At 59.7% G+C, this 22,546-nt stretch carries 19 protein-coding genes; 6 read left to right on the top strand and 13 right to left on the bottom strand.

The genetic code is table 11. The features are described from left to right. Positions 1-3 precede the first annotated feature (3 nt). Positions 4-1,518, bottom strand: a complete 1,515-nt coding sequence (locus BIO17B3_RS12585) for a site-specific DNA-methyltransferase (RefSeq protein ID WP_156054286.1) — start codon at positions 1,516-1,518, stop codon at positions 4-6. Between the two features lie 418 nt (positions 1,519-1,936). Here BIO17B3_RS12585 and BIO17B3_RS12580 point away from each other — a divergent pair, with 418 nt between their 5' ends. Beyond that, on the top strand, positions 1,937-2,386 hold the full coding sequence (locus tag BIO17B3_RS12580) for a Panacea domain-containing protein (RefSeq protein WP_156054285.1): 450 nt from the start codon (positions 1,937-1,939) through the stop codon (positions 2,384-2,386). Continuing rightward, on the top strand, positions 2,383-2,817 hold the full coding sequence (locus tag BIO17B3_RS12575; RefSeq protein WP_197737904.1) for a hypothetical protein: 435 nt from the start codon (positions 2,383-2,385) through the stop codon (positions 2,815-2,817). The genes BIO17B3_RS12580 and BIO17B3_RS12575 overlap by 4 nt, the downstream gene beginning before the upstream one ends. A gap of 226 nt (positions 2,818-3,043) precedes the next feature. Here the strand turns inward: BIO17B3_RS12575 and BIO17B3_RS12570 are convergent, their stop codons facing one another. From BIO17B3_RS12570 to BIO17B3_RS19370, 3 genes are all read right to left on the bottom strand, one after another. After that, positions 3,044-4,000 (bottom strand): hypothetical protein, encoded by a 957-nt coding sequence (locus BIO17B3_RS12570; RefSeq protein WP_156054284.1) that lies wholly within the window; start codon positions 3,998-4,000, stop codon positions 3,044-3,046. A gap of 10 nt (positions 4,001-4,010) precedes the next feature. Next, the gene (locus tag BIO17B3_RS12565) at positions 4,011-4,808 is read right to left on the bottom strand and encodes a hypothetical protein (protein WP_156054283.1); all 798 of its coding nucleotides are present in this window, start codon (positions 4,806-4,808) and stop codon (positions 4,011-4,013) included. Between the two features lie 1,564 nt (positions 4,809-6,372). Then, complete coding sequence (locus tag BIO17B3_RS19370) at positions 6,373-6,501, bottom strand: hypothetical protein (RefSeq protein ID WP_255421403.1); 129 nt, start codon at positions 6,499-6,501, stop codon at positions 6,373-6,375. A 221-nt stretch (positions 6,502-6,722) separates the two neighbouring features. Here BIO17B3_RS19370 and BIO17B3_RS12560 point away from each other — a divergent pair, with 221 nt between their 5' ends. Both BIO17B3_RS12560 and BIO17B3_RS12555 read left to right on the top strand, forming a co-directional pair. Then, on the top strand, positions 6,723-6,998 hold the full coding sequence (locus tag BIO17B3_RS12560) for a hypothetical protein (RefSeq protein WP_156054282.1): 276 nt from the start codon (positions 6,723-6,725) through the stop codon (positions 6,996-6,998). Then, positions 6,995-7,336 (top strand): hypothetical protein, encoded by a 342-nt coding sequence (locus BIO17B3_RS12555; protein WP_156054281.1) that lies wholly within the window; start codon positions 6,995-6,997, stop codon positions 7,334-7,336. Before BIO17B3_RS12560 ends, BIO17B3_RS12555 begins: the two co-directional genes overlap by 4 nt. Positions 7,337-7,552: 216 nt before the next feature. Here the strand turns inward: BIO17B3_RS12555 and traN are convergent, their stop codons facing one another. Genes traN through BIO17B3_RS12530 form a run of 5 tightly spaced genes read right to left on the bottom strand, consistent with a single transcriptional unit; the run spans position 7,553 to position 16,018 of the window. After that, a complete protein-coding gene (traN, locus tag BIO17B3_RS12550; protein WP_156054280.1) occupies positions 7,553-10,450 on the bottom strand; it encodes a conjugal transfer protein TraN in 2,898 nt (965 codons plus the stop codon). Then, positions 10,447-13,806, bottom strand: a complete 3,360-nt coding sequence (locus BIO17B3_RS12545) for a conjugal transfer protein TraG N-terminal domain-containing protein (RefSeq protein WP_156054279.1) — start codon at positions 13,804-13,806, stop codon at positions 10,447-10,449. Before BIO17B3_RS12545 ends, traN begins: the two co-directional genes overlap by 4 nt. Before the next feature lie 15 nt (positions 13,807-13,821). Next, positions 13,822-15,423 carry a conjugal transfer protein TraH gene (locus BIO17B3_RS12540; RefSeq protein ID WP_172979016.1) on the bottom strand — a complete coding sequence of 534 codons (1,602 nt, stop codon included), beginning with the start codon at positions 15,421-15,423 and terminating at the stop codon, positions 13,822-13,824. A 2-nt stretch (positions 15,424-15,425) separates the two neighbouring features. Continuing rightward, positions 15,426-15,860, bottom strand: coding sequence for a hypothetical protein (locus BIO17B3_RS12535; RefSeq protein WP_172979017.1), 435 nt, complete (start codon positions 15,858-15,860; stop codon positions 15,426-15,428). Next, the gene (locus BIO17B3_RS12530; RefSeq protein ID WP_156054277.1) at positions 15,860-16,018 is read right to left on the bottom strand and encodes a hypothetical protein; all 159 of its coding nucleotides are present in this window, start codon (positions 16,016-16,018) and stop codon (positions 15,860-15,862) included. The genes BIO17B3_RS12535 and BIO17B3_RS12530 overlap by 1 nt, the downstream gene beginning before the upstream one ends. A 391-nt stretch (positions 16,019-16,409) precedes the next feature. Between BIO17B3_RS12530 and istA the strand changes: the two genes are divergently transcribed. Together istA and istB are read left to right on the top strand one after the other, a co-directional pair. Next, positions 16,410-17,966 carry an IS21 family transposase gene (gene istA, locus BIO17B3_RS12525; protein ID WP_156053305.1) on the top strand — a complete coding sequence of 519 codons (1,557 nt, stop codon included), beginning with the start codon at positions 16,410-16,412 and terminating at the stop codon, positions 17,964-17,966. Positions 17,967-18,004: 38 nt separating this feature from the next. After that, the gene (gene istB / locus BIO17B3_RS12520; RefSeq protein ID WP_156053304.1) at positions 18,005-18,763 is read left to right on the top strand and encodes an IS21-like element helper ATPase IstB; all 759 of its coding nucleotides are present in this window, start codon (positions 18,005-18,007) and stop codon (positions 18,761-18,763) included. Between the two features lie 177 nt (positions 18,764-18,940). On the opposite strand, the gene BIO17B3_RS12515 is transcribed toward istB, so the two are convergent. From BIO17B3_RS12515 to BIO17B3_RS12500, 4 genes are all read right to left on the bottom strand, one after another. Then, positions 18,941-19,804, bottom strand: a complete 864-nt coding sequence (locus BIO17B3_RS12515; protein WP_156054276.1) for a hypothetical protein — start codon at positions 19,802-19,804, stop codon at positions 18,941-18,943. Beyond that, positions 19,782-20,714: an AAA family ATPase gene (locus tag BIO17B3_RS12510; protein ID WP_156054275.1), complete on the bottom strand. Its 933-nt coding sequence runs from the start codon at positions 20,712-20,714 to the stop codon at positions 19,782-19,784. Before BIO17B3_RS12510 ends, BIO17B3_RS12515 begins: the two co-directional genes overlap by 23 nt. Before the next feature lie 1,211 nt (positions 20,715-21,925). Beyond that, positions 21,926-22,228, bottom strand: coding sequence for a BrnA antitoxin family protein (locus BIO17B3_RS12505; RefSeq protein WP_156054274.1), 303 nt, complete (start codon positions 22,226-22,228; stop codon positions 21,926-21,928). Then, the gene (locus BIO17B3_RS12500) at positions 22,209-22,520 is read right to left on the bottom strand and encodes a BrnT family toxin (RefSeq protein WP_156054273.1); all 312 of its coding nucleotides are present in this window, start codon (positions 22,518-22,520) and stop codon (positions 22,209-22,211) included. The genes BIO17B3_RS12505 and BIO17B3_RS12500 overlap by 20 nt, the downstream gene beginning before the upstream one ends. Between the last annotated feature and the right edge of the window lie 26 nt (positions 22,521-22,546).

Raw genomic sequence — 22,546 nt, 5'->3', positions numbered from 1 at the left:
CAGTCAGCGCATCTTGATGTCGTAGGGAATCTGCTTGAAGGTGATGCCCTCGGCAGCAAGCCGCGCCGGGCCAAGACGGCTGCTTTCGCCGTAGATCACCTTCGGGCCGGGATGCGCGGCGAGCGCCTGCAAGTGCTGCAGGACGGGATGGGTGAGCACATTGCCGCCATCGGGCCTGCGGTCGCCCAGAATGCCGTTGTAAAGCAGGTAGTAGGCCGTGCCGTTGTGCATGCCCAGCAAGGGCGAATCGAAGTCCTGCGCGCCGGGCTCGCCCACTTCGAGGTGCCAGACATAGGCGGCCAGCGTGGCAAAACGCACGGCGGCGTTGATGTGGCCGTGGGCGTCGAACGCCGTCTCGCCCAGGGTGTAGAAACGAAAACCGCCGCCGCCCTTCCAGCCGACCGCCTCGCTGATGCCGCCCTGTTCGCCGTCGATGACCTTTTGCAGGCGTGGGATGCAGTGGGTGCGGGCGTGCTCGCCCATTTCGATGCCGATCCAGCGACGGCCCATCTTTTGCGCCACGGCGGCCGTGGTGCCGGAGCCGAGGAAGGAGTCGAGGATGAGGTCGCCGGGGTTGGTGGCTATATCCAGCATCCGTTCGATTAAGCGCTCTGGCTTTGGAGTGCCAAAGACGTTCTCGGAATCGAATGCCAATACCTCCTTTTTGGCCTCCTGGGTATGGCCAACTTCTTCGTGAAGCCAGATCGTTTGTGGAACAACCCCAGATCTCACATCCGACAAAAATCGCTTAAGGCGTGGCTGGTTGTTCCCTGAACTGCCCCACCAGATGCGGTTGTCTGCGTCGAGTTCCAGAAACTTTTCCTTTGCTATTGTCCAATAGCGACCTGGGGGTGGCCCGCTGATAACTCTTCCCGTTCGGCTCGTCACGCTGTAGGTGCCAAGGGAATAGAAGTTTCTTGCAGAAAGATCGCTTGAAGTCCATACGCCCCGGGGATCGTTATCAGGATTTTTGTATGTTGAATCGGCCTTGGCTGTGCGCCGCAAGAGATTCCTGTTCCAGGACTGTTTGGCCTTGGCATAGGACAAAACGTGGTCGTGCGAATCGGACAAGTGAACGGCAGTGCTGTTCGGCGAGAAACGCTTCTGCCATATGACGTTTGAAACAAAATTGTTTCGCCCAAACACCTCATCCATCAACACCTTGAGGTAGTGCGCTTCGTTGTCGTCGATGGTCACCCAGATCGAGCCGTCCTCCGCCAGCAACTCGCGCAGCAGCACCAGTCGCGGGTACATCATCGACAGCCACTGGCTGTGCTCCAGCTTGTCGTCGTAATGCTCGAACGCGCTCTGGGTGTTGTAGGGCGGATCGATGAAGATGCACTTCACCCGGCCCGCATAGAACGGAATCAGCGCCTTGAGCGCAAGCAGGTTGTCGCCCTGGATCAGCAGGTTGTCGGCCGCATTGCCGTAGGTCTGTTCTTGGTGGAGCAGGTGATAAGGCACGTCGCGTGACGTTTCCTTGGCCTGGTTTCTGTTGACCCAATCGAGGAATGGCATTTTTCTTGGTGTGTGTTCTGGGCGAGGTCATCGTAAGGGATGACGCGCGACGTATGGATTGTGCAATCCAATTTCAGCTCAATTGAAGCCGCCCACGGCTCTGCGCGGATCAGAGTCCTCTATCGTCAGGAGAATTCGGCGACAGGACGCCATAGGCTTGCGCTTCGCGCAGGCCGAAAAAACCGCCTGCCCAGCGAACGCGACGGTTGGAAGTGATTGTCACTCTGGAGCATCGAAGAGCTGGTAAGCCCGATCCCAGCACCCGTGGCTAAGAAGCGCGGCCCGCACAAGAAGCGGCAGTCTGTGAAATAGCCCATGCGGGCATGGGCATTCGGGCATGGGCATTCGGGGTAGCACTAAGCGCTGGGCAAGCCCCACATGGGATAATTAACGATCTAACCCACGAAGGGATACTGCCATGCAAACCGCTGGGTCTGTCGCAAGGTACATCGTGCGCTTCTTCCAGCAGGCCGGTGACCCCATTTCGAATCTGAAGCTGCAAAAGCTTCTCTACTACTGCCAGGGCTGGCACTTGGCTGTCCGTGGTTCCCCGTTGTTCCAGGATCGTTTCGAAGCATGGGTGCATGGGCCCGTACAGCCGGCGACCTATGGTGCCTACAAGCACAACAGGTGGTCTCCGATCTTGGAAGATGTCGCGGATGCCGAACTAACGCCAGATGAAAAAGCCGTCGTTGACGAGGTTCTAGCCGTCTATGGGACCGATTCGGCTTACGAATTGGAGCTTCGCACTCATACCGAAACTCCGTGGATTGCTGCGCGCGGCGGCATTCCGAATGATCAAGAATCGAACGCCGTCATATCTCAGCAGCAGATGATGGAGTTCTTTAGGTCGCTCATGCGGTCATGAAGCTCGGAGTCCGAAAGGGCTCCTCGCTGCCAACCAGCGCGGGGTCTGTACACAAGACCAAGCAGCTTCCTGACGATCTAGTTCGCTTCTCGTTCCGCCACTGGCATACGAACGAAAAGTTCTGCCTGCCCGATCTGGCCGAAAAACCAGAGTACATCCCCACGCTGCTTGACCGCCTAAAGCATATCTCCAACATGAAGATGTCGGAGTTCCGTCAGGCAGGGAAAACACTCCGGTCGCATCCGCACGACTGGGGGAAAACTTCAGAGCCAAACGGATACGCCCACCTCTCAGAGCAACTTCAGGACTGCCAGCCATGGCAGTTCTCCCTTGCCCGCGACGAGTTAGGGCGCGTGCACGGCATCCTGATTGACGATGTGTTCTACGTCGTTTGGCTCGACCCGGAGCACAGAATGTACCCAGGCCGCTGAGTCGACGAGCAGTGCCTCAAAGTTCAAACTGAGACACTGCCCTCTACGGAGCATGCTTGCTGCGCCGTTCACAGTTGGCACGATCCCTCGGCTTCAGGTGCGAAACCACGAACCACACCATCACCAGCAGTCCCAACGCCAATCCGGTCAAGAGGGTCATGATTGTTCTCCTTTCTACCTATTCAAACATGGGCTTGTGTAAGGTGCCCCAAGACCGCCGCGCACTTCAACTCTCGCGGATCGGAATGGACTCCAGTACCTTGCCATCCTTGAAAACGACCCACTCGTGGCCACTCGCCCCTGCGTCCGTATTGAACACCACGTACCAGCCCTTGAGGAACGGCAGCTTGCGCTGCAGTTTCTGGACCTCGGTGATAGTCAGCATCTTGTTGCCCTGGAGATTCCCCACGGTCACGGTGTAGTTGTGCAGCGCAGCCCGCAAGCCCATGGATGCATCACCAAAGGCGCTGGGGATGTATGTCAGCGGACTCGGGCGCAATTCCTTCCACGAAATGTCCCAGTAGCCAGGCCCAACATAGGCGACCGCGTGACTCAGATTGAAATCGAGCTGTTGCACCTCGGGCGTCGGGCCGAATTGGTACACGTTCCCCTTGAACGCCATCGGAGCGTAGAACGCGCCCTGATGCATCGCAGCCAAAATCTGCATCTGCTCCTGCAGGACAGGAGCGATCTTGCTCACTGGGAGATGGGCATCCACGTCGCTGAACCGCCGAAAAAAGTAGGCCTGCGCTGTTACAGCGTCGCGGTTGTTGGCGCCAAGCAGGCGGGTCAGCGCATCGAACGCCATTGAGGCGCCCCCGAGTGCCGGTGCGCCAGCCGCAGATTCGATTCCTGCGGCGGAAATTGTCGCCATCGAGTTTGCATTCGCTGCTGCGGTGCGAGCATCGCCGCCCGCGGCGTGGTCTGGCTGCAGCTTGTACTCCTCGGACAACACCAGGCCAAGAATCGGCCAGGAGGTCACGCCGCCGGCCGTCTTCATCCATGCGGGCGTAACGGGGTGAAGGTGTTGGCCTGGGGGTAATGCGGGTTCGGAATAACCTTTGTCGGTCAGAAACGTCTGCGCATCGAGCCGAGCTGTCGGGGGAAGCGGGGTAGTCGGCGGGGTCGTTGCGCAGCCGCCGAGCAAGGAAACGGTGAGGAGAAACGGCATGACTTTTTTCATGTTGGGACTTTCAGGGGTGATAAAGGGGTGAGGACAGGGGTTGCTTCGGAATGGGGGGCGGCGCGTCCAAGTCAGGGGGACCGGCGCTGCCAAGCCGCATCAGCTCTGCCCACGCCGCACCTACGTCTGGCAAGCGCCTGACGTAACCGATGTTCTTGGGAATGTCAGGCAGCGGTTCGCTCTTGCCGCGCGAGCGTTTCCACTCGGCACGCAGCAAGGCCCACAGCTTTTTGATCTGCTCGCGTGAGCCCGAGAATCCGGGCGTTCGCGCCGTGGAAAAAATCCACTGCTTCAGCAGTGCATCGTGCCGAAGCCGGACCAGGGCCAGCATCTCATCTCGCAGTGACTGGTATCGCTCGCGGGAATACCGCCATGTGAGCACGGGGGCCTTGGCACCGGGCTTGGTCAACTTCACCAGCTCGTAACCCCCGTGTGTGATTCGGTGGTCAGTGACCGACTTCCACTTCTCAGATTCCAGCGATGGGTCCGCTTCCTTCCCTGGCTCCAACAATAAAACCCAATGGACGTGTTCTTTCCTATCAAAATACCCGATCCATTTAACGATTTTCTTGCCACTTTTTCGCCACAAATAATCGTCTTTTTTCGTGCGATTGATGCCGAATCTTTCATCAAAGTTTTGCGTGCGAAATGCAATCTTTTCAAGCTTTGTGCTGCCCTGAATATACAGAGAAGAGCCAGCCCGAACTGCATCAGAAATACGCTGCATCCAGACTGTTTTTTTCGTGTAGATGTACGGGTTTTTAGAGGGAGAGCCACGGTACTGAGCGGACTGAGTAGGGTTTTTCATGTGGAGCGCAAGGTGGCGGCGGTGGGAACCTTTGTGTTTAATGCTTATGCAAAAACACTAAGCACTAAGCACTAAGCACTAAGCACTAAGCACTAAGCACTAAGCACTAAGCACTAAGCACTAAGGCTTGCGTGATTACATGCATCGTATTATTTGTAGCGGCATCGCAACAGCAGAACGGAATAATAGAAGTCTACTCGAATCCGCACGGCAGATAAAGAGATTCCAACATATACGTTGACGCGCGAGGCAGATTATCTATAAACTGGTCGCGTCGCTCGGCTTGCCAGCCACTCAACACTTTCATGTGTCGTCTGGCCGCCAAGCCATCGACACCCACATGCCGGAGCGGATGCTCCCTAGTCACCAGGCCAATGGTGGTTAGACCGGCAAAGCGTGGTGCCCTTAGTCGGGCTCGCCATGCTATGACGGGCGCTGGGCTTTTTGCCCTTCGACCCAATCGATCTTTATGAGTTAGCGATATTGGGCGACAAGGAAACGGACCCGGAGGGGATCGCGGCCGATGCCGCGTGAAACGAAGGAGTTCCTGTCAACAACGAACGGGTGCAAATCCCGGTCACGGGCGGCGAGAAATCGTCGAACGCGAACCCCACACCTGGGCTGGTGAGGCCGCAGAAATGCGGCAGGTCCTCAAGGAGAAATCTGGCGAGGTCGGCACCACGGAGCGCAAGCTCGGTGGGTCCCTGGATAGCTCAAGGGTGTAACGGAACAGAGGCGTCCCTGGAAAAATGGACGCGCTGGGGTAAGGTGCAGTGCCAGTGCCAGACTGTGGGTCTGGTAATCGGTAGGCTGATGAAGGTTTGTGGGAATAGACGAGGTGCTTTGGAATCTCGACCCGTCGAAAGCGCGCGAGCGCGACAAAGACGCAAACTGGAGGCCGCTGGCGTACTGCTGCCGACGTTGTTGGATAACTTGGGAACCGCTGAACCCTCACCGATCCGGGTGGCACTGGGGAGAGGGAAGCGGGGGAGACCAGGTGAGGCTTGCACAGTAATGTGCAAGTTGATTAGGTGTTGAAAGCAGGGGCTGAACCGATGCGGGTTCCTGTGAGTACCGAAAGCCTGGGCCGGTTGAAACGGCATGTGGAACCGCCGGGAGGCGGGGTGTTGAGTAGTAGTGACTGGCCGGCCTCGTTTGGCGACGCGGACGGCCCCCGCCCCTGTTGGCACAGGGGTGGCTGGGGCATGGAGCCCTGACCCGAGAAATCGGGCCTATTTGTACGGTTGGCAGCCTGGGTGGCACTGGGCGGACAGCTACGAAAGGGTGCCATCTCATTGGGGTGGTGGAGATTAACCTTGCCGCAATCCTTTTGGGTTGCTTGGTCATACCTGGCCACCAGCCAGGTCGACGGGGTAGCGCCCGAGCCTCACCGGCTGGCCAATTGGCATCTGATCAAAGATGCCGAGATATCGACGCATTCGCGTCACGCGCTTTGGCGCACTTGTAGTACCTGTAGGAAGGCCTCTGATCCCCCTGGGGTCAGAGGCTGGCATCAAGGCGGGCGGACTCCCTGAGTTCGCCCGTTTTTCTCTTTTTTCCTGTCTTACTCCGTGGCCTTTCGGCCCTTTCGCCTGTCGTACAGGATGTAAGTCCAGACAGCCGCCAGAAGGACCGTCCAAATCCCGAACAGGGCAAGCCCATAGATATCGGTGGCTTTCACGACAGCATCCATCGACTTCTCCTCGTTGGTTGAGTACCTTGATAAGTCTCATAATCACGGTACTCAAAAAAGTTGCGCAACTTCGTCCATTGCGCCCACTGTTGGACTGTAGCCCATGGCCAGCGCAGGTTCCAGGGCCTCGTGGCCCTGTGTTCAAGCCGCAACGGCAAGATTGACCAAGGCACGAAAAGATATCACAATGATATACATAAGATATCTTTCAAGTGGACATCATGGACAAGCCCAAGGGCAAACCGCTCCTCCTGCGCTTCGCGGCCGAGGCGTCGGCGACGCAAGTCACCAGGGAAATGCTGAGCGAGATCGCCGCGAAGCTAGGGGTCAGCGAAACCAAAGCTGCGCACATAGCAATCAACCGGCTTCACATCGCGCTGTTCGAGGGTGATCTGAAGGACATCGACACGTCACAAGCACTCGGGCCAATGGATGCCAGGGAAGCGTTACGGGGGCTTGAACCCCTGTTCAGAACGATCAAGGACAAGAAGACATGAAGCTCAAAATTTCTATCTCCCACTGGCTTGGCATTACCGCTGGGCTTGGCCTGATTGGAGTAAGCATCTATGCCTGCATCGCTGGCGGCACCGCAGGTCTTCTGACGCTCCCCATCACGGCTTTCGGCATGCTCGGTGTCTGGATGGTCTGGCTGGACATCCTGATGTCCCAGCGGCCTCCGACCAAGCGCCAGTCCGAACTCAGGGGGCAATGGAAACGCAAGGCCCGTGAGACGAATTTGGACGGCACCCCCATGATCATTCCCGGCGTGGTGGACATGCATGGGAGGATGTGGGGCGATACGGATGATCGGTGGGGATCGATGCTGGACGACTAGAAAGTCGGTCGCTGTCGCTCCCTGCCAACACCGGCTCGCACGGGGCGCTCCGCGCCTTGCGCCTGTCGGCGCCGCCCCATAGGATCAAAAGACTCTTCCCCGCATCGGCGGGGGTGAACCTCAAAATTTGAGCGATTACACGCGCCAGTCAGTTCCTTGAAGAACCCGCACGGGAACTTCCTTCACCCGGCCCAGGCCGGGTTTTTCTTGTGTGCCTCAAGGCTGCTGGAAAGTGTCCATCGACGTCGGGAATCCGCTCGGTCCCACCAGTCCGCTCGGATGTGAAATCACATTCGTCGGATAGACCCCGGCCGCCTGGGTGTTTGTGTTCGCAATCAGCCCGCCCTGCTGTAACAAGGCCATCCACTCGCTCAAGTTCACCTTGCTCCAATCAACCTGCCCGAGTTGCGCTGGCGTGAAACCACTGCATTGCGGAGATTTGCTTGAACCAAATCCCCCAGCGATGTTCTGTTGAGAATCGCGAATCTGCTCGGCGATGATGCGATCGAGCGGGGACGCATAGCAGCAGTAGGAATAGGTCGTTTCCAGGCAGACCCCCATGAATTTGTTCGAGCAGTAGTTGCCGACCGCGTGGCACTCCTTCAGGTTCTTCGAGTTCTGGAGCTGGTACTCCTCATTCTTGCATTGCGTGAGCAGGTGCCCGATCAGGACGACGATCTGGTAGATCGCATAGGCCAGCATGATGTCGCCGAGGATGCCGCTGGACAATGCGCTTGTTGGGGTCGTTCCACCCGAGCCGATCACAGGCCCGCTGTACGCGCCACCAGCCATCTGCTGCGCGCCCGACGATGCCGCACCAAAAATGGTCTTCTCGATGCCTGCGGCGGCCTTCCCATAAATTTGCTCGATGACCGAATCCGCGACCTTCTCCATCGCCCCGAGCATCATGTTTTGAACAGCGGTGAAGGGGTTCGGCACCGAACCGATCAGGTTGCCGAGTTGCGACGCCGAGCTGGGGCCGTTGATGCCGACCGTGTTCATAACGCTCGTTGCAGCGCTCTTGAACGGGCTGTCCACGATGTTCCAAGCCGCGCCTGCATCCGACGATAGGGCGCTGTACGCCCCCTCAGTCCAACTGCCCTGCACCATGGTCAGGATGTGCGCCTCCACCATCGGGTTCGTGGCGACCGAGTAGGAGTCGTAGGCCGCTTTCAGGGCATCGGCCAGCACCGGCGTCGGCATCGGCAGGTTGCAGCAGTTGTTCGTCAGCCACCCGCTGCCGATGAAGGTCCGGCACGTGTTCGATGTGCCCTGGAAGATGATCGGCTGGCAGTTGCCCATGGCCACCGAGGTGCCTGGCGCGCAGCTCATGTTCTGCTGCATCTGCTGAAGCGCCGCCAGCGCGGTCGCGGCCTGATTGAACGACAAGTCCTGCGTCTGCATGATGTCGTGGCACTCCGTGCCCATGCACCGCACGGCCGCGCTGCAGTTCGTGCTCGTGGCCTGGGCGCTCGGAGTGGCCGCCGTCACTGTCTGCGATGGCGCTTGTGTCGTCGTCGAGGTGCTGCCCACCGGCTGCGTCTCGTACTTCCACGATCCGTTGGTGTCGAGCAGCACGCTGTCGTTGTTCATCAGGCTGAGGATGCCGGCCGCCGGACCTCCGATATTTGTCACCGTCATGGCAATCATGTTCACGCCGGGCTGCAGGGTGACTTGTGTCTCAACAAGGCCGCCGGTGCTCGGATAAGTGCTCGCCCCCATCGCGCCACCATCGTTATAGGTTGCGACCGTGGTGCCATTGACCTGCACCGTCGCCGTGTCATCGGCCGCCACATACAGCGACACCGGGGTGGCCGTTGAATACGGGCTCTCATAGCTGTAGTACAGCGTGTTCGATTCCCCAGTGGGCGCCCCTCCGTTCGCCACGCATCCGGCCGCATCCCCAAAGATCCACTGCGCACCGGGATCGGGGAACCATGTGATCCAGTTCGAGCTGAGGTAGGCGCTCAACGGCTCCACGCAGCCAGGCGCGGGGTTCGGGTCGGGCGTCGAGGTGATCGTCGTGGCTCCGGGTAGGGTGCTGGTCGTATTCGCGTTCGCGTAGGCGGTCGAGCTGCTGTTGCAGTTGCCGTAGACCTGGGCGAACACCTGCGGATTCCCCGTGACGAAAGGCATCAGCGCGTTGATGAGCTGCTGATTCGCCGGGTTGTTCTCGAACGCCAGCGTCGGGTTGTTCGACGAATAGCTGTCCATGGTGGTCTGGCCGCCGTTGGTGTTCTCCCAGTAGGCGTAGCCGTAGCCGCAGGAGGAGGCCACCTGCTTGGTCGTCTGATCGTTCGCGTTCAGATTGGTCAGTGCCGTGGCCAGGTTGCTGATCGTGGTGGTCTGCGGGCCGATGTTGGCGGCCGTGGCGATGGGCGAGAGCGCCGTGCAGGCCTGCGCGGCCTGCTGCGCGAGCGCCACCCAGGTACTGCTCATCGCGGACACCTGGTCGGCCGTCACCAGATTGCATGATGGGGTGACCTGACATTCCATGGCCAGGTTCTTTTGCGACTGAATCACCAGTTGCTCGGCCTGCCGGTAGGCGCTTACCGCCTTCTGCGCGGCCTGCGAGGAGCCCAGGTAGGCTGGCCCGAGCGAGCCGGTCGATCCCAGGAAACTCTGCATCGTCGCGTCGCACACCGACTTCATCGCGGCCAACGCCGCCGGCACGTTGCTGGTGAACGCGGGGAACGCCGCATTCCAGTTCGGCTGCTGGCACTGTGGGTCGGTCATGACTGCACGTTGTGCAGCGGCGGCATCATTGACGCCCTGGGCATCGGCGGTGCCGACCCCGCCGGGCGTGTAAAGCGATTGCAACTGCGCCTGCTGGCCCGGAGGTGCGGCCAGGAAGCTGCTCGCGGCTGTTGACCCCTGCCCGTTGGCGGCTGTCGCCTGGGCGCCACCCAGCAACATCGAGCCCAGGCTCTGCCCCGCGTTGGCCGCGTTGTCGAATGCATCAGCGACCGCCTGCTGCTGGTCTAGAAAATAGAGCATGGGGCCGATGGAAATCACCAGAAGCCGCTCGGCTGTCGTCGAGCTGAGGATGGGCGAAACCGCCATCCACACGCTCATCAAACCGGCGGCGATCCGTTTTTTCCGGGGGGCCATCATTTGTCACCTCCCTTTGCCGAGCCCTCGGGTGGCAGTAGGTCAGATAGTGGCTGCAGTCCGTCCGCCTTGTACGCAGCGTCCAGTTGATGCTGGACCAATTTCGGGTCCGTGCTGTTGGCCATCCGCTCTGCCCCATCGACAGCCTGCGACACCAAAATTCCGGTGGCAACGACTTCTCCAATTCCAGTGGCAGCCCCGAGCGCGGCCTCGGCTGCAGGTGCCATGCCGACATCTGGAACAAAACGCCCTTGGACATCAATGACGCTTGGATCTGCTCCTGCCAGCGCGGGCTGTGCCGCTCCCGTTTCACCGACCTTCAATGGGTCGTTTGGCAAGGCGGCCGCCCCAGGCTCGACAGATCCAGAATCAAAATCAGGGGCAGGCGATCCAGGATCGCTGTCTTCCTGTGCGCGCTTCCACGATTGGTACTTGTCAAAGGCCGCCTTGCCAGCTGCCAGCCCGCCCAGGGCATTGGCCGCCATGCCGGCGACCATCGTGCCAACGGGGTGTTCGGCCATGAATCCGGCACCCTCGACCATGGGCGCTCCAGTAACCGCAGCCTCCTTTTTCGGGTCGATGCCGCCAACAGGCGTCGCGCTCACCTCCTGCAGCCCCTGGTCATACAAGCCCATGGGCGTTTGGTTTGGCGAGATCCCAGTCTGGTTGACCGGCTGGTAGCCTTTTTGCCGATCCGCCTCTTGCTTCTTCAGAGATTTGAACCCCTTGTCGCTGACCTTCGATTGGTCAGGTGCATGAAACTGGCCGGCAGCCAGGTTGACGCTGTTCTGCGTCGCGGCGATCTGCCCCCCCGCTACCGCAGCCCCCGCCGGCATCTGGGCTCCGGCCAAATCGGCGATCTGCTCGAAGCCTTCCGCGTTCTTCGCCTGCGGGAGAGCCATGACCAGCCCATAGGCCGCCGCCGTCTCGCTCGACATACCCGAAGCCTTGCCGGCTGTGACCGCCTTGTCGTAGGCATCGCCAACACCTGCGCGTGTTGCCATCGAATTTGCCGCACTGATCGCCGCTGGGGCGCTCCCATAGCGGGCGAGAAGCGTGCCCGCCAAAGTCGAGGCGGACAGGTTGAGCCCGGACTGCAGCATGCCGGTTTTGCTGAATTGCTGTTGAAGCTGCTCGGCCCGCTGGTACTGCTGCTGAGCCTGTTGGGTTTCCTGCTCCGTTTCTTGGGCCTGTTTTGTGAGCCCGCCGGACTGTGTGGACTGATCCCCGATGTGATATTTCTGAGCGACTTGCTGCGCCAGGCTCGCGGTGTGCTGACTGGACAGATCGCGGGCGGTTTTTTGCACATCAGAATTCTTGAGCGCATTTTGAATCTGGCCTCGCTCTTCCCCGCTGAGGTTCGCTTTCACTCCTGCGTTGGCGAGAAATTGTTCGGCCTTTCCAAGCAATCCGGCCATAGACGCCCCTGAATTGAGGCCAGCGCCGACCTGCGCCAGAAAACTCGCGGCCTGGCTATCTGACAGCCCAGTCTCATGCGCAAACCCTTGGACGCTTTTGAACGTGTCCGCCCACTGCTGCCCGCCAGTGGCCGAAAGGTCTTTTGCAGCAGCCGTGTTGTGTTGCGCCTGATCCATGACACTCCAGACAGAACTGCCGACCCGCCCAGCGCTCTGCATCGCCGACATGCTGCTCTGGTCTGCCTGGCTCTTCATGGCTGAAATCGAGGACTGGGCCGCGCTTGCGATACCCACTGATGCGCTTTGCGCGAGGGGGTTGGTTTGGAAGTATTCACCGGCGGCGTTGCTGCTGACGCCATACGCCTTCGCCGTGGAATCAGTGGTCGCGTTGAACTGGCCATCATTCTTGGTGGACGCGCCACCATCCATCGACTTGGCCAGTCCCGACAGGGCCATCATCGAGCCCGAGATCACCGCCATGGAAAACAGGGGGGTGAGCGCAAGCAAGAGGTTCGACGTGCTGAGTTGAATGGCAACTTTCTCGAACACGCGGGACAGCTGCGCACCCTGGACCAAAAACGCTGACGTGTCCGGGTTGCCGCTCGGCCCGGCCAGTGCCAAGGCCATCTTCCCCAAGGCACTGCCGGTGGTCATTTGCTGCCAATCGCTGATGATGACCGCGAACGGCAACCAACTCTGCGTCCAGGCGCCGAAGAGCAAGAATTTCACCGCGACCCCGAATCCCTGCGCACCCATCATGACCATCACGCCAGCCACCAGCGGCGCGAGCGCGAAAAACATGAATTGCAACAGCGACATCATGGGCAGCATGTTTTGCTCAAAGCTGTTCGCGCTGGCCGCGTTGATGATCTGCTGGTAATTCAGATTCAGCGTGTCCAGGCCGCAGTAGCTCGGCAGCGGATGCGGCTGATTGGGGTCGCCGTAGGGATTGGCCTCCCATTGCCACCCCCGCGTGGCCGCGCAGCCCGCGATGATGTTGGTCAAGAAATTCTGTGCCTGATCGCCAGCGGCGGTCATGATCGTGCCCACACCCTGCGACGCATTGACCAGCAGGTTGTTCAAGTTCTTTTGCGCGGTCGCGCAGTCCTGACTGGGCACGATTGGGTTCGAGGTCAGACTGCCGGTCGTCTGGCTGCAGGTCGCCGTCATGCCGGTCTGCGGCATGTCGCTCATGTATGCGGCCATCGCGGCTGACAGGTTGCGTGCGTCATCCTGGCAGGTCACGGTGGTTCCCGCCGGCACTGGCTGGTTCGTCCAATAGGTGATCGCCTGGGAGTTGGCGGGCGGATTGCTGAACAGCCCCCCATGCCCATCTCCTGGAGACCCGAGCATGTCCGTCGTGTTGTTGAAGGTATCGACGGAGTTCGGATCGGTGCAGAAGGCCGCGTAACGCGCGATCGAGGCGGACAAATCAGGGTTCACTTTGCTGAAGGCGCTATACAGATTGCGCATCTGGAACAAGGTCTGCAGCGGTGCTGCGAATCCCTGATTGATGTCCACAGGCGGCACCTCGTTGTTGACCGACTGGTAGGCCTGCGAGATCTCCAGCCCCGCGTCGTAGGACAGCGAGGTGGCGATCGCGGCCGGGTATGCGATGCCGACGGGAATGTCATGCACGACGGCTTGCTGACCGTTCATCACGTTGTCCAACACGACATCGGTCGTCGGCACGAACATGATCGCGTAGATCACCGCCAGCATGAAGATGTGGTGCAGCTCCAACTTCTGGGTGAAAACCCCTTTGGTCAGGATCACCAGTGTGCTGACCAGCAGCCCCACCAGGATCAGACCGCCGCCGCCAAAGACACTAGAGCCCGATGCCCAGGCCGTGTTGTTGGCGGGATTGAACAGCATCTGCACGCCGACCAACCCTTGCTGAAAGGCGTTCAGATTCCCAAGTACATGAATGGTCACAGACATGAAAATTCTCCTGCCCTACGAGCCGCGACGGCTCATCGATTTGTGTACGTTGTTCACGAACGTGGTGAGCTGATTCATCGTGAATGACAAGCCGTCCAATTCCTGCGTGTAGGCCCGAATCCAGTTCTGAAGGTTCTGCATGTTGCTGTCGAACCCCTGCGGCTTCGCGGCGTGCGGATTGCCCGCGAACGAGGAGGCGACTGACTGGTAGAGGGCTTGCCCATATCCAACAGCCAGCTCAGCGACGACGTAGGGCTCGACCTGCGAGGCGATGGACCGCACGGCTCCGGGGTACTGCTGCACCTGGATCATCAATGGCATGAAGCCAATTCCGCTCATGTTGATGAGCTGCTGTTCTGCAGCGGTTAGCGGCTGCCCCGCGATGATCTGATTCACGATGCCGGGATCGCCGCCACTCTCGCCCCACATGAGGTTGCGGACCCATCCCTTGATGCCCTGGTAGTTCAGACTGGAAAGCGTCTGCGTGCTGGTCTGCAGACAGGTCAGAGCGGACGTGTCGGAGGGGTTCGATGGGAAGGCGGGGTAGCTGACGGAGGATGAAGACGCCCAGGCCTGGCACACATTGACCTGCGCGTTGGGCGTGCCGTCCACCATGTCTTTCAGGGACAAAGTTGCTGGGACGTTGATCGGCGTGTCACCCTGCGTCGCGCCCATGGCCGAGGCGCCAGCCTGATCTGCAGTTGACATTCCTGGCCGGACGATCTCCGACCCAACCATGCTCATCAGAATCTCTTTGGTCACATTGTCCTGGTCGATGAGCTGGTCACTCTGCGAGTTTTCCAGCGCCTTCCAGGTTTGATTCCCGTAGGGGCTGAGGTCAAGAGCATTCAAAGTCTGCTGTTGACCGTTCGCTCCAGGGACGGTAGCCGACTTGCTGGCCAAGGCGGATTCATTCGAGCCTGGGCTGCTTTGCCTGGAGTTGAATGCGCCGAAAATATCTTGCTGCACGCCCACGGCCGACGCCATGACATCGCCGACATCTTTGCTGATCGAGGCTAGGCCATCAGTCTTTGCTCGCATCGTCAGCCCATGCGCGAGCTGGCAGGTGTTCTTGAGGGAGCTGTTCATTTTCTGCATCGCGCTCTGGATCGAAGAGAGCAATGCGCCGCAGGAGTGGCACATCGAGTTGATGGCGAGCTGGAAGGCATAGCCCAGCGCCTGCTGGCCGATCTGCCGCAGCAGGTTCTCGAAGGCCTGGGCGTTGACGAAGCTGAACGAGCCCATGAACAGGTCGATGCCGCCACACCCCGCGCCGATGTTGGGGGGAGAAAACGACACGAGGTTCACGTCCTGGATGGGGGTGCGCACGGCGACGTAACCGCCAGAGATCACCCCGGAATTTTGTGTCTGGTACACGCCGGGGCTGCCGGCGGCGGTGTACATCCCAGAGAGCACCGAGTTGAGATCCGCCTGTGCCGGCGGGAGCGCTGAGGCTGAGATAAGCATGGTCGCAGCCAGCATGGCCGCGATGGACTTCAGGTCGATCCAATCAAGTCCCAGCCTGTCGGCTGGGGAAAAGACCAACCCGCCAAGTAATGGGGAGAGTGAAACCCTCCCTTGCGCCTTTCGGCGCTTATTTTCTGCAATATTATTCATTTTCAGTCCCTCGTAGGCAGCATGAAGGGGATAATTTGCGCACCACGGTAATCTTGATAAAAAACGCCTTCTGATTCCTGGTAATAGGTCAAATGCACGTATTGCATACTGGTTTGGCATTCCATGAGCAAGGCCCATAGCACTGCATAATGCCCCGCCTTGAAATACGTCAAATGCCGACCCCGAAGAGACGAAATTGAGGAGAGCATTTGATCGACGACTTGCTCCACACCCCAAGTTCTTGTAAGCCAAAAAATATGCGTTTCGCATTCGTCAATAATTTTGCACTGCTCCTTTTTGGTGAGTGGCCGAGTGATGATTTTCCCAGTATCGGGATTAACCGTTTCCGCCAGATCTTGCTTAATAGCGCGGCGGATTGAATCAAAAACCCAGCGCTCCACTTGAACGTAAAAGTGCCCATCCATGTTCCAGGCCATTATTTTTCTCCCTTGGCCGCCAGGCGAGCCTTCAACATTTTGTAGAGATGGCGAATTCCACGAATGGAGTATCTAAATCCAAAGAATATTGCTGCTTGAATGGGCGTGATAATGACGGCGGTAAGAAGGAAAAATTCAAGGAGTAGTTTGATATTCATTTTTTTAAATCCTGTAATTGATTCATTATGATTTTTGCTTGGCGCCGAAAGGCGCAAGGCCGGGCACGGCCCTTTGCTGACTTTTTTGCCTTTGCCCCCGCGACAGCGGGGTGGCGGGCGGTCATGGGGGTTGGGCGGCCACCACCAGTGGCCCGCCGACTGGTCTACTGACCAACTGAAGGGAGGGCGAATCGACGGGGCTAGAGCCGCGATTCACGGGGTTTTGGTCGCGGGTGAGTATTCCGGCCCAACGTGACCGGTGATTCCGACGAACGTGACCGCTGCAAACGGCCACGCCAATCGGCGCGGCGGTATACGCCGCCAGTGCGGTGTTGCGCATAAGCCCAACCGCGGGTCGGGTAGTTTCTTGCCTTTTTAGACAAGGAGCCCCATGCCTGCTTTAAGGATCAATATGCGCAAACTCAAAGACGCCCTGCGTCTCAAATTCGAAAGTGGGCTGTCTCACCAGCAAATCGCTTCTGCCCTGGGCATCTCCAAAGGTGTGGTCACCAAGTACGTGGGCCTGGCCGTCGCGGCTGGATTGAACGGGCAATCCATCGCCGCCATGGATGAGGCCACGCTGGAGCGCCGCCTGCTGGCCTCACCGCGCCCCAGCGACACCTACGCCCAGCCCGACTACGGGCGCATCCACCAGGAACTTGCCCGCAAGGGCGTCACCCTCACGCTGCTGTGGGAGGAATACTGCGCCCAAGTTGGCGACGAGCACAGTGCAGACCACCCCGTCAAGCCGTGGCGCTATTCGCAGTTCTGCGAGAACTACCGCCGATTTGCCAGGCTTCTCAAGCGCTCCATGCGTCAGGTACATCGTGCAGGAGAGAAGCTGTTCATCGACTATGCGGGCCCCACCATTGCCCTGATCGATGGGGGCCAGGAAGTGGGGCGGGCCAATCTCTTCGTGGCCGCCCTGGGGGTGTCGGGCTACTGCTTCTGCACGGCCACGCCGGCACAAGCGGCCAAGGACTGGCTGGATGCGACGGCACAGGCACTGCGCTTTTATGGCGGCGTGCCCCAGCTCATCGTCCCCGACAACCCGCGCGCCCTGGTCACCCAGGCCGATCGCTACGAGCCGGTGCTCACCGAAACGGTGCGCGACTTCGCCCGCCACTACGGCTGCTCAGTGCTGCCCGCGCGCGCCTACCACCCGCAGGACAAGCCCAAGGTCGAATTGAGCGTACTGCTGGTGGAGCGCTGGATCCTGGCGCGCCTGCGCAAATTCCAGTTCGCCAGCGTGCAGGAGGTCAACGACGCCATTGCCCCCCTGCTGCAATGGCTTAACCAGCGTGCCTTTCAAAAGCTCCCTGGAAGCCGTGCCAGTGTGTTTGCCCAAATCGACGCCCCGGCGCTGATGGCCTTACCGGTTCAGCCCTGGGAGTGGTCGGTCTTCAAAACGGTGCGCGTGCACATCGACAGCCATGTCGAATTTGAAGGCCACCGCTACAGCGTGCCCACCGCCTTGGTGGGGCGAACGCTGGAGTTGCGGGTGACGGCCCATGCGCTCGAAGCCCTGCACCGTGGAGAGCGGGTGGCCAGCCACATGCGCTGCGCGCACAAGGGCGGCTTCACTACCGTGACCGAACACCTGCCCGAGCGCCACCAACACCAGGCGCAATGGACACCCGAGCGGCTCATCGCCTGGGGCCAGCGTATCGGCGTGGCCTGTGCGGCCACGGTGCAAAAGATGCTGGAGCGTCAACCCCACCCCGAGCATGCCTACCGCGCCTGCTTGGGCCTGCTGTCGCTCTCCAAGCGCTATAGCCCGGCCCGGCTGGAGGCGGCCTGCACCATGGCTCTGGGCCTGGGCACCAGCAAATACACCCACATCCGCGACATCTTGCTCAACCGGCGCGACCTGTTGCAAGCTAGCGCCACTCCTGAGTGGACTTCTCCCGCACACGCCCATGTGCGGGGCGCGAGCTACTACCAATGAAACCTAGCGTGAACAAGCCCCGTACGGAGAACTCCAAAATGATGATGAACACCACCTTGAACCAATTGCGCAGCCTACGCCTGGAAACCATGGCCCAGGCGCTGGAGCAGCAGCTCATACAAAGCGGCATCAGCGCCATGAGCTTTGAAGAGCGGCTGGCCCTGTTGGTGGACCGCGAGGTGCATGGCAGGCAAGACCGGCGCTGTGCGCGTTTGCTGAAGTCGGCCAAGCTCAAATACCCGCAAGCGGCCATTGAAGACCTGGACAGCCGCGCCACGCGGGGCCTGGAGCGCAGCGCGGTGATGAGCCTGGCACTGGGAGAATGGGTCAAGTGCGGGCACGCCGTGCTGATCACCGGAGCCACCGGCGCGGGCAAGTCGTGGCTGGCGTGCGCGCTGGCCCAGCATGCCTGCCGACGTGGCCACAGCGCGCTGTACCAAAGGGTTCCACGCCTGGGTGAAGAGTTACGTATTCGCCACGCCAACGGCACATTTACGCGTTGGCTCGATACGCTCAAAAACACCGACGTCTTGCTGCTTGACGACTGGGGCATGGCTGGCATGGATAGCCAAACCCGGGCGGACCTGCTGGAGATCATTGACGACCGGGCCAGCCAGCGTGCCACCATCATCACCAGCCAGTTGCCGATTGAGCACTGGCACGAGTGGATCGGTGACCCGACCATGGCGGATGCCATGCTGGACCGGCTGATGCAAAACCACCACCGCTTCACGCTCACGGGGGAATCGCTGCGCAAGAAAAATCGCCCCGCAAAAGAGGAGAGCACCGAAAGCTAATCCAGCCCGTTCAAGGAGGGCCTCCGGCGGCCTGCCGGGGGCCTATTGATTTAAAAACGAACCCCTTAAAGACAAGGAAAAACAGCCGGAAATGCAAGCCGGCATAAACTCAAAACGCGCAATACCGACCCTCGGTCACGTTCACCGCAATGCCGGTCACGTTGCCAGAATCAGCGGTCACGTTCGCCGGAATACGCAGCGGGCTACGGGGCTCACCTCGCTCTCAATCCTCTGCGACGGGGTTTTGCTCGCGGGATAGATGCACCGTCCGTCCAAAATCAAAACATTGAGTTTGCCGAGTCCCGGCGCATCCTCGATCAACTCTGCCAGCCGGTCGCGCAAACGGCCGCGCGCACCAAGGCGACTAAGCAGACCGGCCAGAGGCTCATTAACTTTGCGATGCGTCCAGCAGAACCGGGCTAGTGCCTGCGACACGCCATGCCTCAACCCCAAGATAAGGCGCAGGGGATACGTGGTCTCAAGATCTGACTTCAGCAACACGGACCAGGGCAGAGAAAAACTGATCCTCCACATCCCTCCACCCGTGACCTGCTGCTGTGGCTGGTCTTTAGAAGTTGTGGGGCGTCGCAGTAAATGGATCACCCTGGAGGACCGCTGGGGCTTATGAGCTAATAAAGAATCGATGTACTCACTCACCACGCCGCCGTTGATGCGAATGCCTTTTGAAGGAATCGTCAGTCTCACGCTGGCCAGCCGCAAATCCTCAAGCCGTGCTGAAATTTGGCTGTAGTTGATGGCGTTCCACCCGAGGGCAGAGCGCAAGCGGGCAGAATCGACAAGCAAATGCCGACGCCCCTCGGCATCCTCTACCTCGCGATCGGCGACCATCCGCGAGGCGTCGAGAACGTCGCGGTGTGGTTGTCCCAACCTCCCTGTGATGGTCGCTTCGCCCCAGGAGGTTGCCACTGCCCACGATTCCACATGGCGTGGCTTGCGTGTCGGCGCAAAAATTGGGACGCGGCTCACATGCGAGGGAGATGGAGCCAGGCCACGCTCATCAAAATGTGAGTTTCGAGACATGCTCGACCTCCCTCTTCCCCTTGGCTTTCAGATACGCGTTTGCTGGTGTTGGTGAGATCGCCTTTTGGGTCAAGCCGGAGCGGTTGCTGCGGTAGAGGACGCCGCCAGCTCCACGGGCCAGGAACACTTGGCAAGCCTCCCTAATATGCGAAGCCTTTCCATTAACGAGAGTGCGAAAGTCGTTGCGTGGCCCTCCAAGTTCTTCTGCCTCATCATCTGTCACCCCTCGCAACGTCCAGACTCCACGGCACCCAGCTGGGAAGTCGGTCGCGCCACGGCCCGAGTGATGGTCGTCACGTGCGTTCAGAATCGATGCTTGGCTTGCGTGATGCACCACAAGCACGGCTTGCTTGTTCACCATCGCCATGCTCACAAGCGAGCGCACTAGGAAATCCATACCCGGCCCGTCGGATTCGTCCAAATCGTGGAACATGCGCATCGGGTCGATGACGACCATCAGGTAGCCCTCGCAGCGCTGCGCGAACCATCGCCCCGTGTCCGTCAGCTGGTAGCCATCACCTGCTTTCCGGGCCAACGGGAGCCGGGTTCCTCGCATCGGCAACAGCTCGAAGTCGCACTCGAAACGATCAAGCAGAATGCCGTCATGTAGGCGGGCGTGTGCGGCGATAGCGGCAAGGCGGATGCCGTAGTCTTCGCGCCGGTCTTCGCCCGCGAAGTAAAGGACCTTCCCACTGGACTTCGGCGCATCGAAAATGCCGCACACGCTTTGCCCGGAGCTGACCGTCAGAGCCGCAGCGCCAGCAACCCAAAACTTGCCCGCGCCATCCGCGCCTGAAATCAGCCCTACGTCGCCGGCCTGGAGCGGGCCAAAAACGAACTCGCGCTCGGGCCATTCGGTACGGATGGCTTCGCCCAATGTGAGCGGGTGAAATTCGAGGGGCGCGCTCATTCTCCTGCCCCCCGCGTTGCGAGGGCAGCCCGCCGTTCCTCTGCCAACTGTTCGGCCCGAGTCGGGCGGCCGACTCGGCGCCGAGTCGCAGTCGAGGGCGTCTCAGACTGTGCAACCTGATGCAGCTGCACGTCGCAGAGAGACAGCGCCACATCCTGAAGCCGGACGTAGTAATCCTCCTTGCCACCCCCATGAACCGGCAAGGGAAACTTCCCCTCTCGCAAAAGTTTGTAACCTGTGACCTTGGTCTTCCCCAGGACCAGGCGAGTGGCTTCTTCAATGCTGAGCCTGATTGAGTGCCGCTCCAGCAGATTGGAGAGCACCAGCGCGTATCGATCCATTCCTGAACCTTTTATTGGTTCAGGCGCTGCGGGCGGGAGGAGACCTGCGGCTAGCTTTGCACTGCCTGACTCATCAGGAGCGCCTGCCGATTACGGAAAAAGGATGCCCCGTGCGCGGCCAGCCGATCAGGCTGACTGCGGGTTGGGGCGAGCAAGGCGGGGCGTCAGGACTGCGGCAACGCCACTTGTCTTGCACTGAACTGGATCAGGTGGCCACGAGCTGTGCGCGCCGCCGAGCGATCCGTCCAATGGCGACGCTCGGCGGCGCGCACAGCTCGTGGTCTTGTAGGCGCCAGAAATCCAGCGACGCAGCGCGATGAGCCTCAGTTTCCTGAGCGCGAGGGACTGCGGCAAATTCGCAAGCCAGACCCACTGATTTGGCCGGGAGCCGGGCAAATCACAGCCCCCAAATAGCCCCCAAAAGGCGTCGTCGAACTCCTGCGTGCCCCCGTCAAGGGCCAATACTGCTGCCACCGCCCCCTCATCAAGGGGACGCAACAAGTCAGTGTCGGCGTCGAGTTCCCAGTCCATGCTTACAGCTTACCTAACTCAACCAGTGCACGCAAGCAAGAAATTCAAAAAATGTCTTTTAGAACAACAACTTGTATGATTACATGCATCGGTATTTCTGGTGCAATTCTTGGTGCAAATTTGGTGCACTGAGCGGTGAAACTGGGCTGAACTACGGTGAACGCTATTGAACCCCAGAAAACAAAAAAGCCCTGACGAATCAGGGCTTTGGTGTAATCTGGCGGAGACGAAGGGATTCATTTTCTTCATAAAATCATGCACTTAGTATATTGATACCATGATTAGTACCATATCCAGTAGTACCGCACCCACCTGACCAGTGCTGAAATCGCAGCTCGCTCAAGCCTTGTGTGCCAGCATTTCTTTGCGCAAGATGGCATTGATGCGCGATTGGTAGCCCTTGCCCTGGCCCTTGAGCCAGTCCAGCACATCGGCATCGATGCGGGCCGTGATCTGCTGCTTGATCGGTCGATAGAACCGCCCACGCACGGAGGTATCCCATTGCGCTGCGCTCAACGCAGGGCTGTCGCTCGTATCGATGGCGTTGTCAGGCTGCGCAGCCAGCGCCTTCAGGTGGGCCTGCTGTGCCGCCGTCAGGGGCGGCAGCGAGTCCGGAGTGTGCCTAACGATTTTGCTCTTCATAGCGTTGCCTTTCCATGCGGTCGGCGCGACGCGCCGAGATGATACGGATGACCTCGATGGCGTGGCCGTTTTCATCGTCCTCGCGCACGGCATGCGCCACCATCAGCAGAACCACACCACTGACCAGACCGAAGGTCTGCCAGCGTTGCTCGCCGCCTTCAATGCGATCCTGGATGGAAACCTGCAGTGGGTCGTGGAAGACGTGAACAGCCTCTTCAAAGCTCACCCCATGCTTGCGTTGATTGGCGCGGTTCTTGGCCTCATCCCACTCAAAGCGCAAGTTGGTTGTCATGCCGCTATTGTAGTTGCGTTTTTGTC

The sequence above is a fragment of the Thiomonas sp. OC7 genome (genome assembly GCF_900634595.1).
In the GTDB taxonomy this organism is placed as follows: domain Bacteria; phylum Pseudomonadota; class Gammaproteobacteria; order Burkholderiales; family Burkholderiaceae_C; genus Thiomonas; species Thiomonas arsenitoxydans.
Note: the sequence above shows the minus strand (reverse complement) of the source record. Positions and strands in the feature narration are given on the sequence as shown.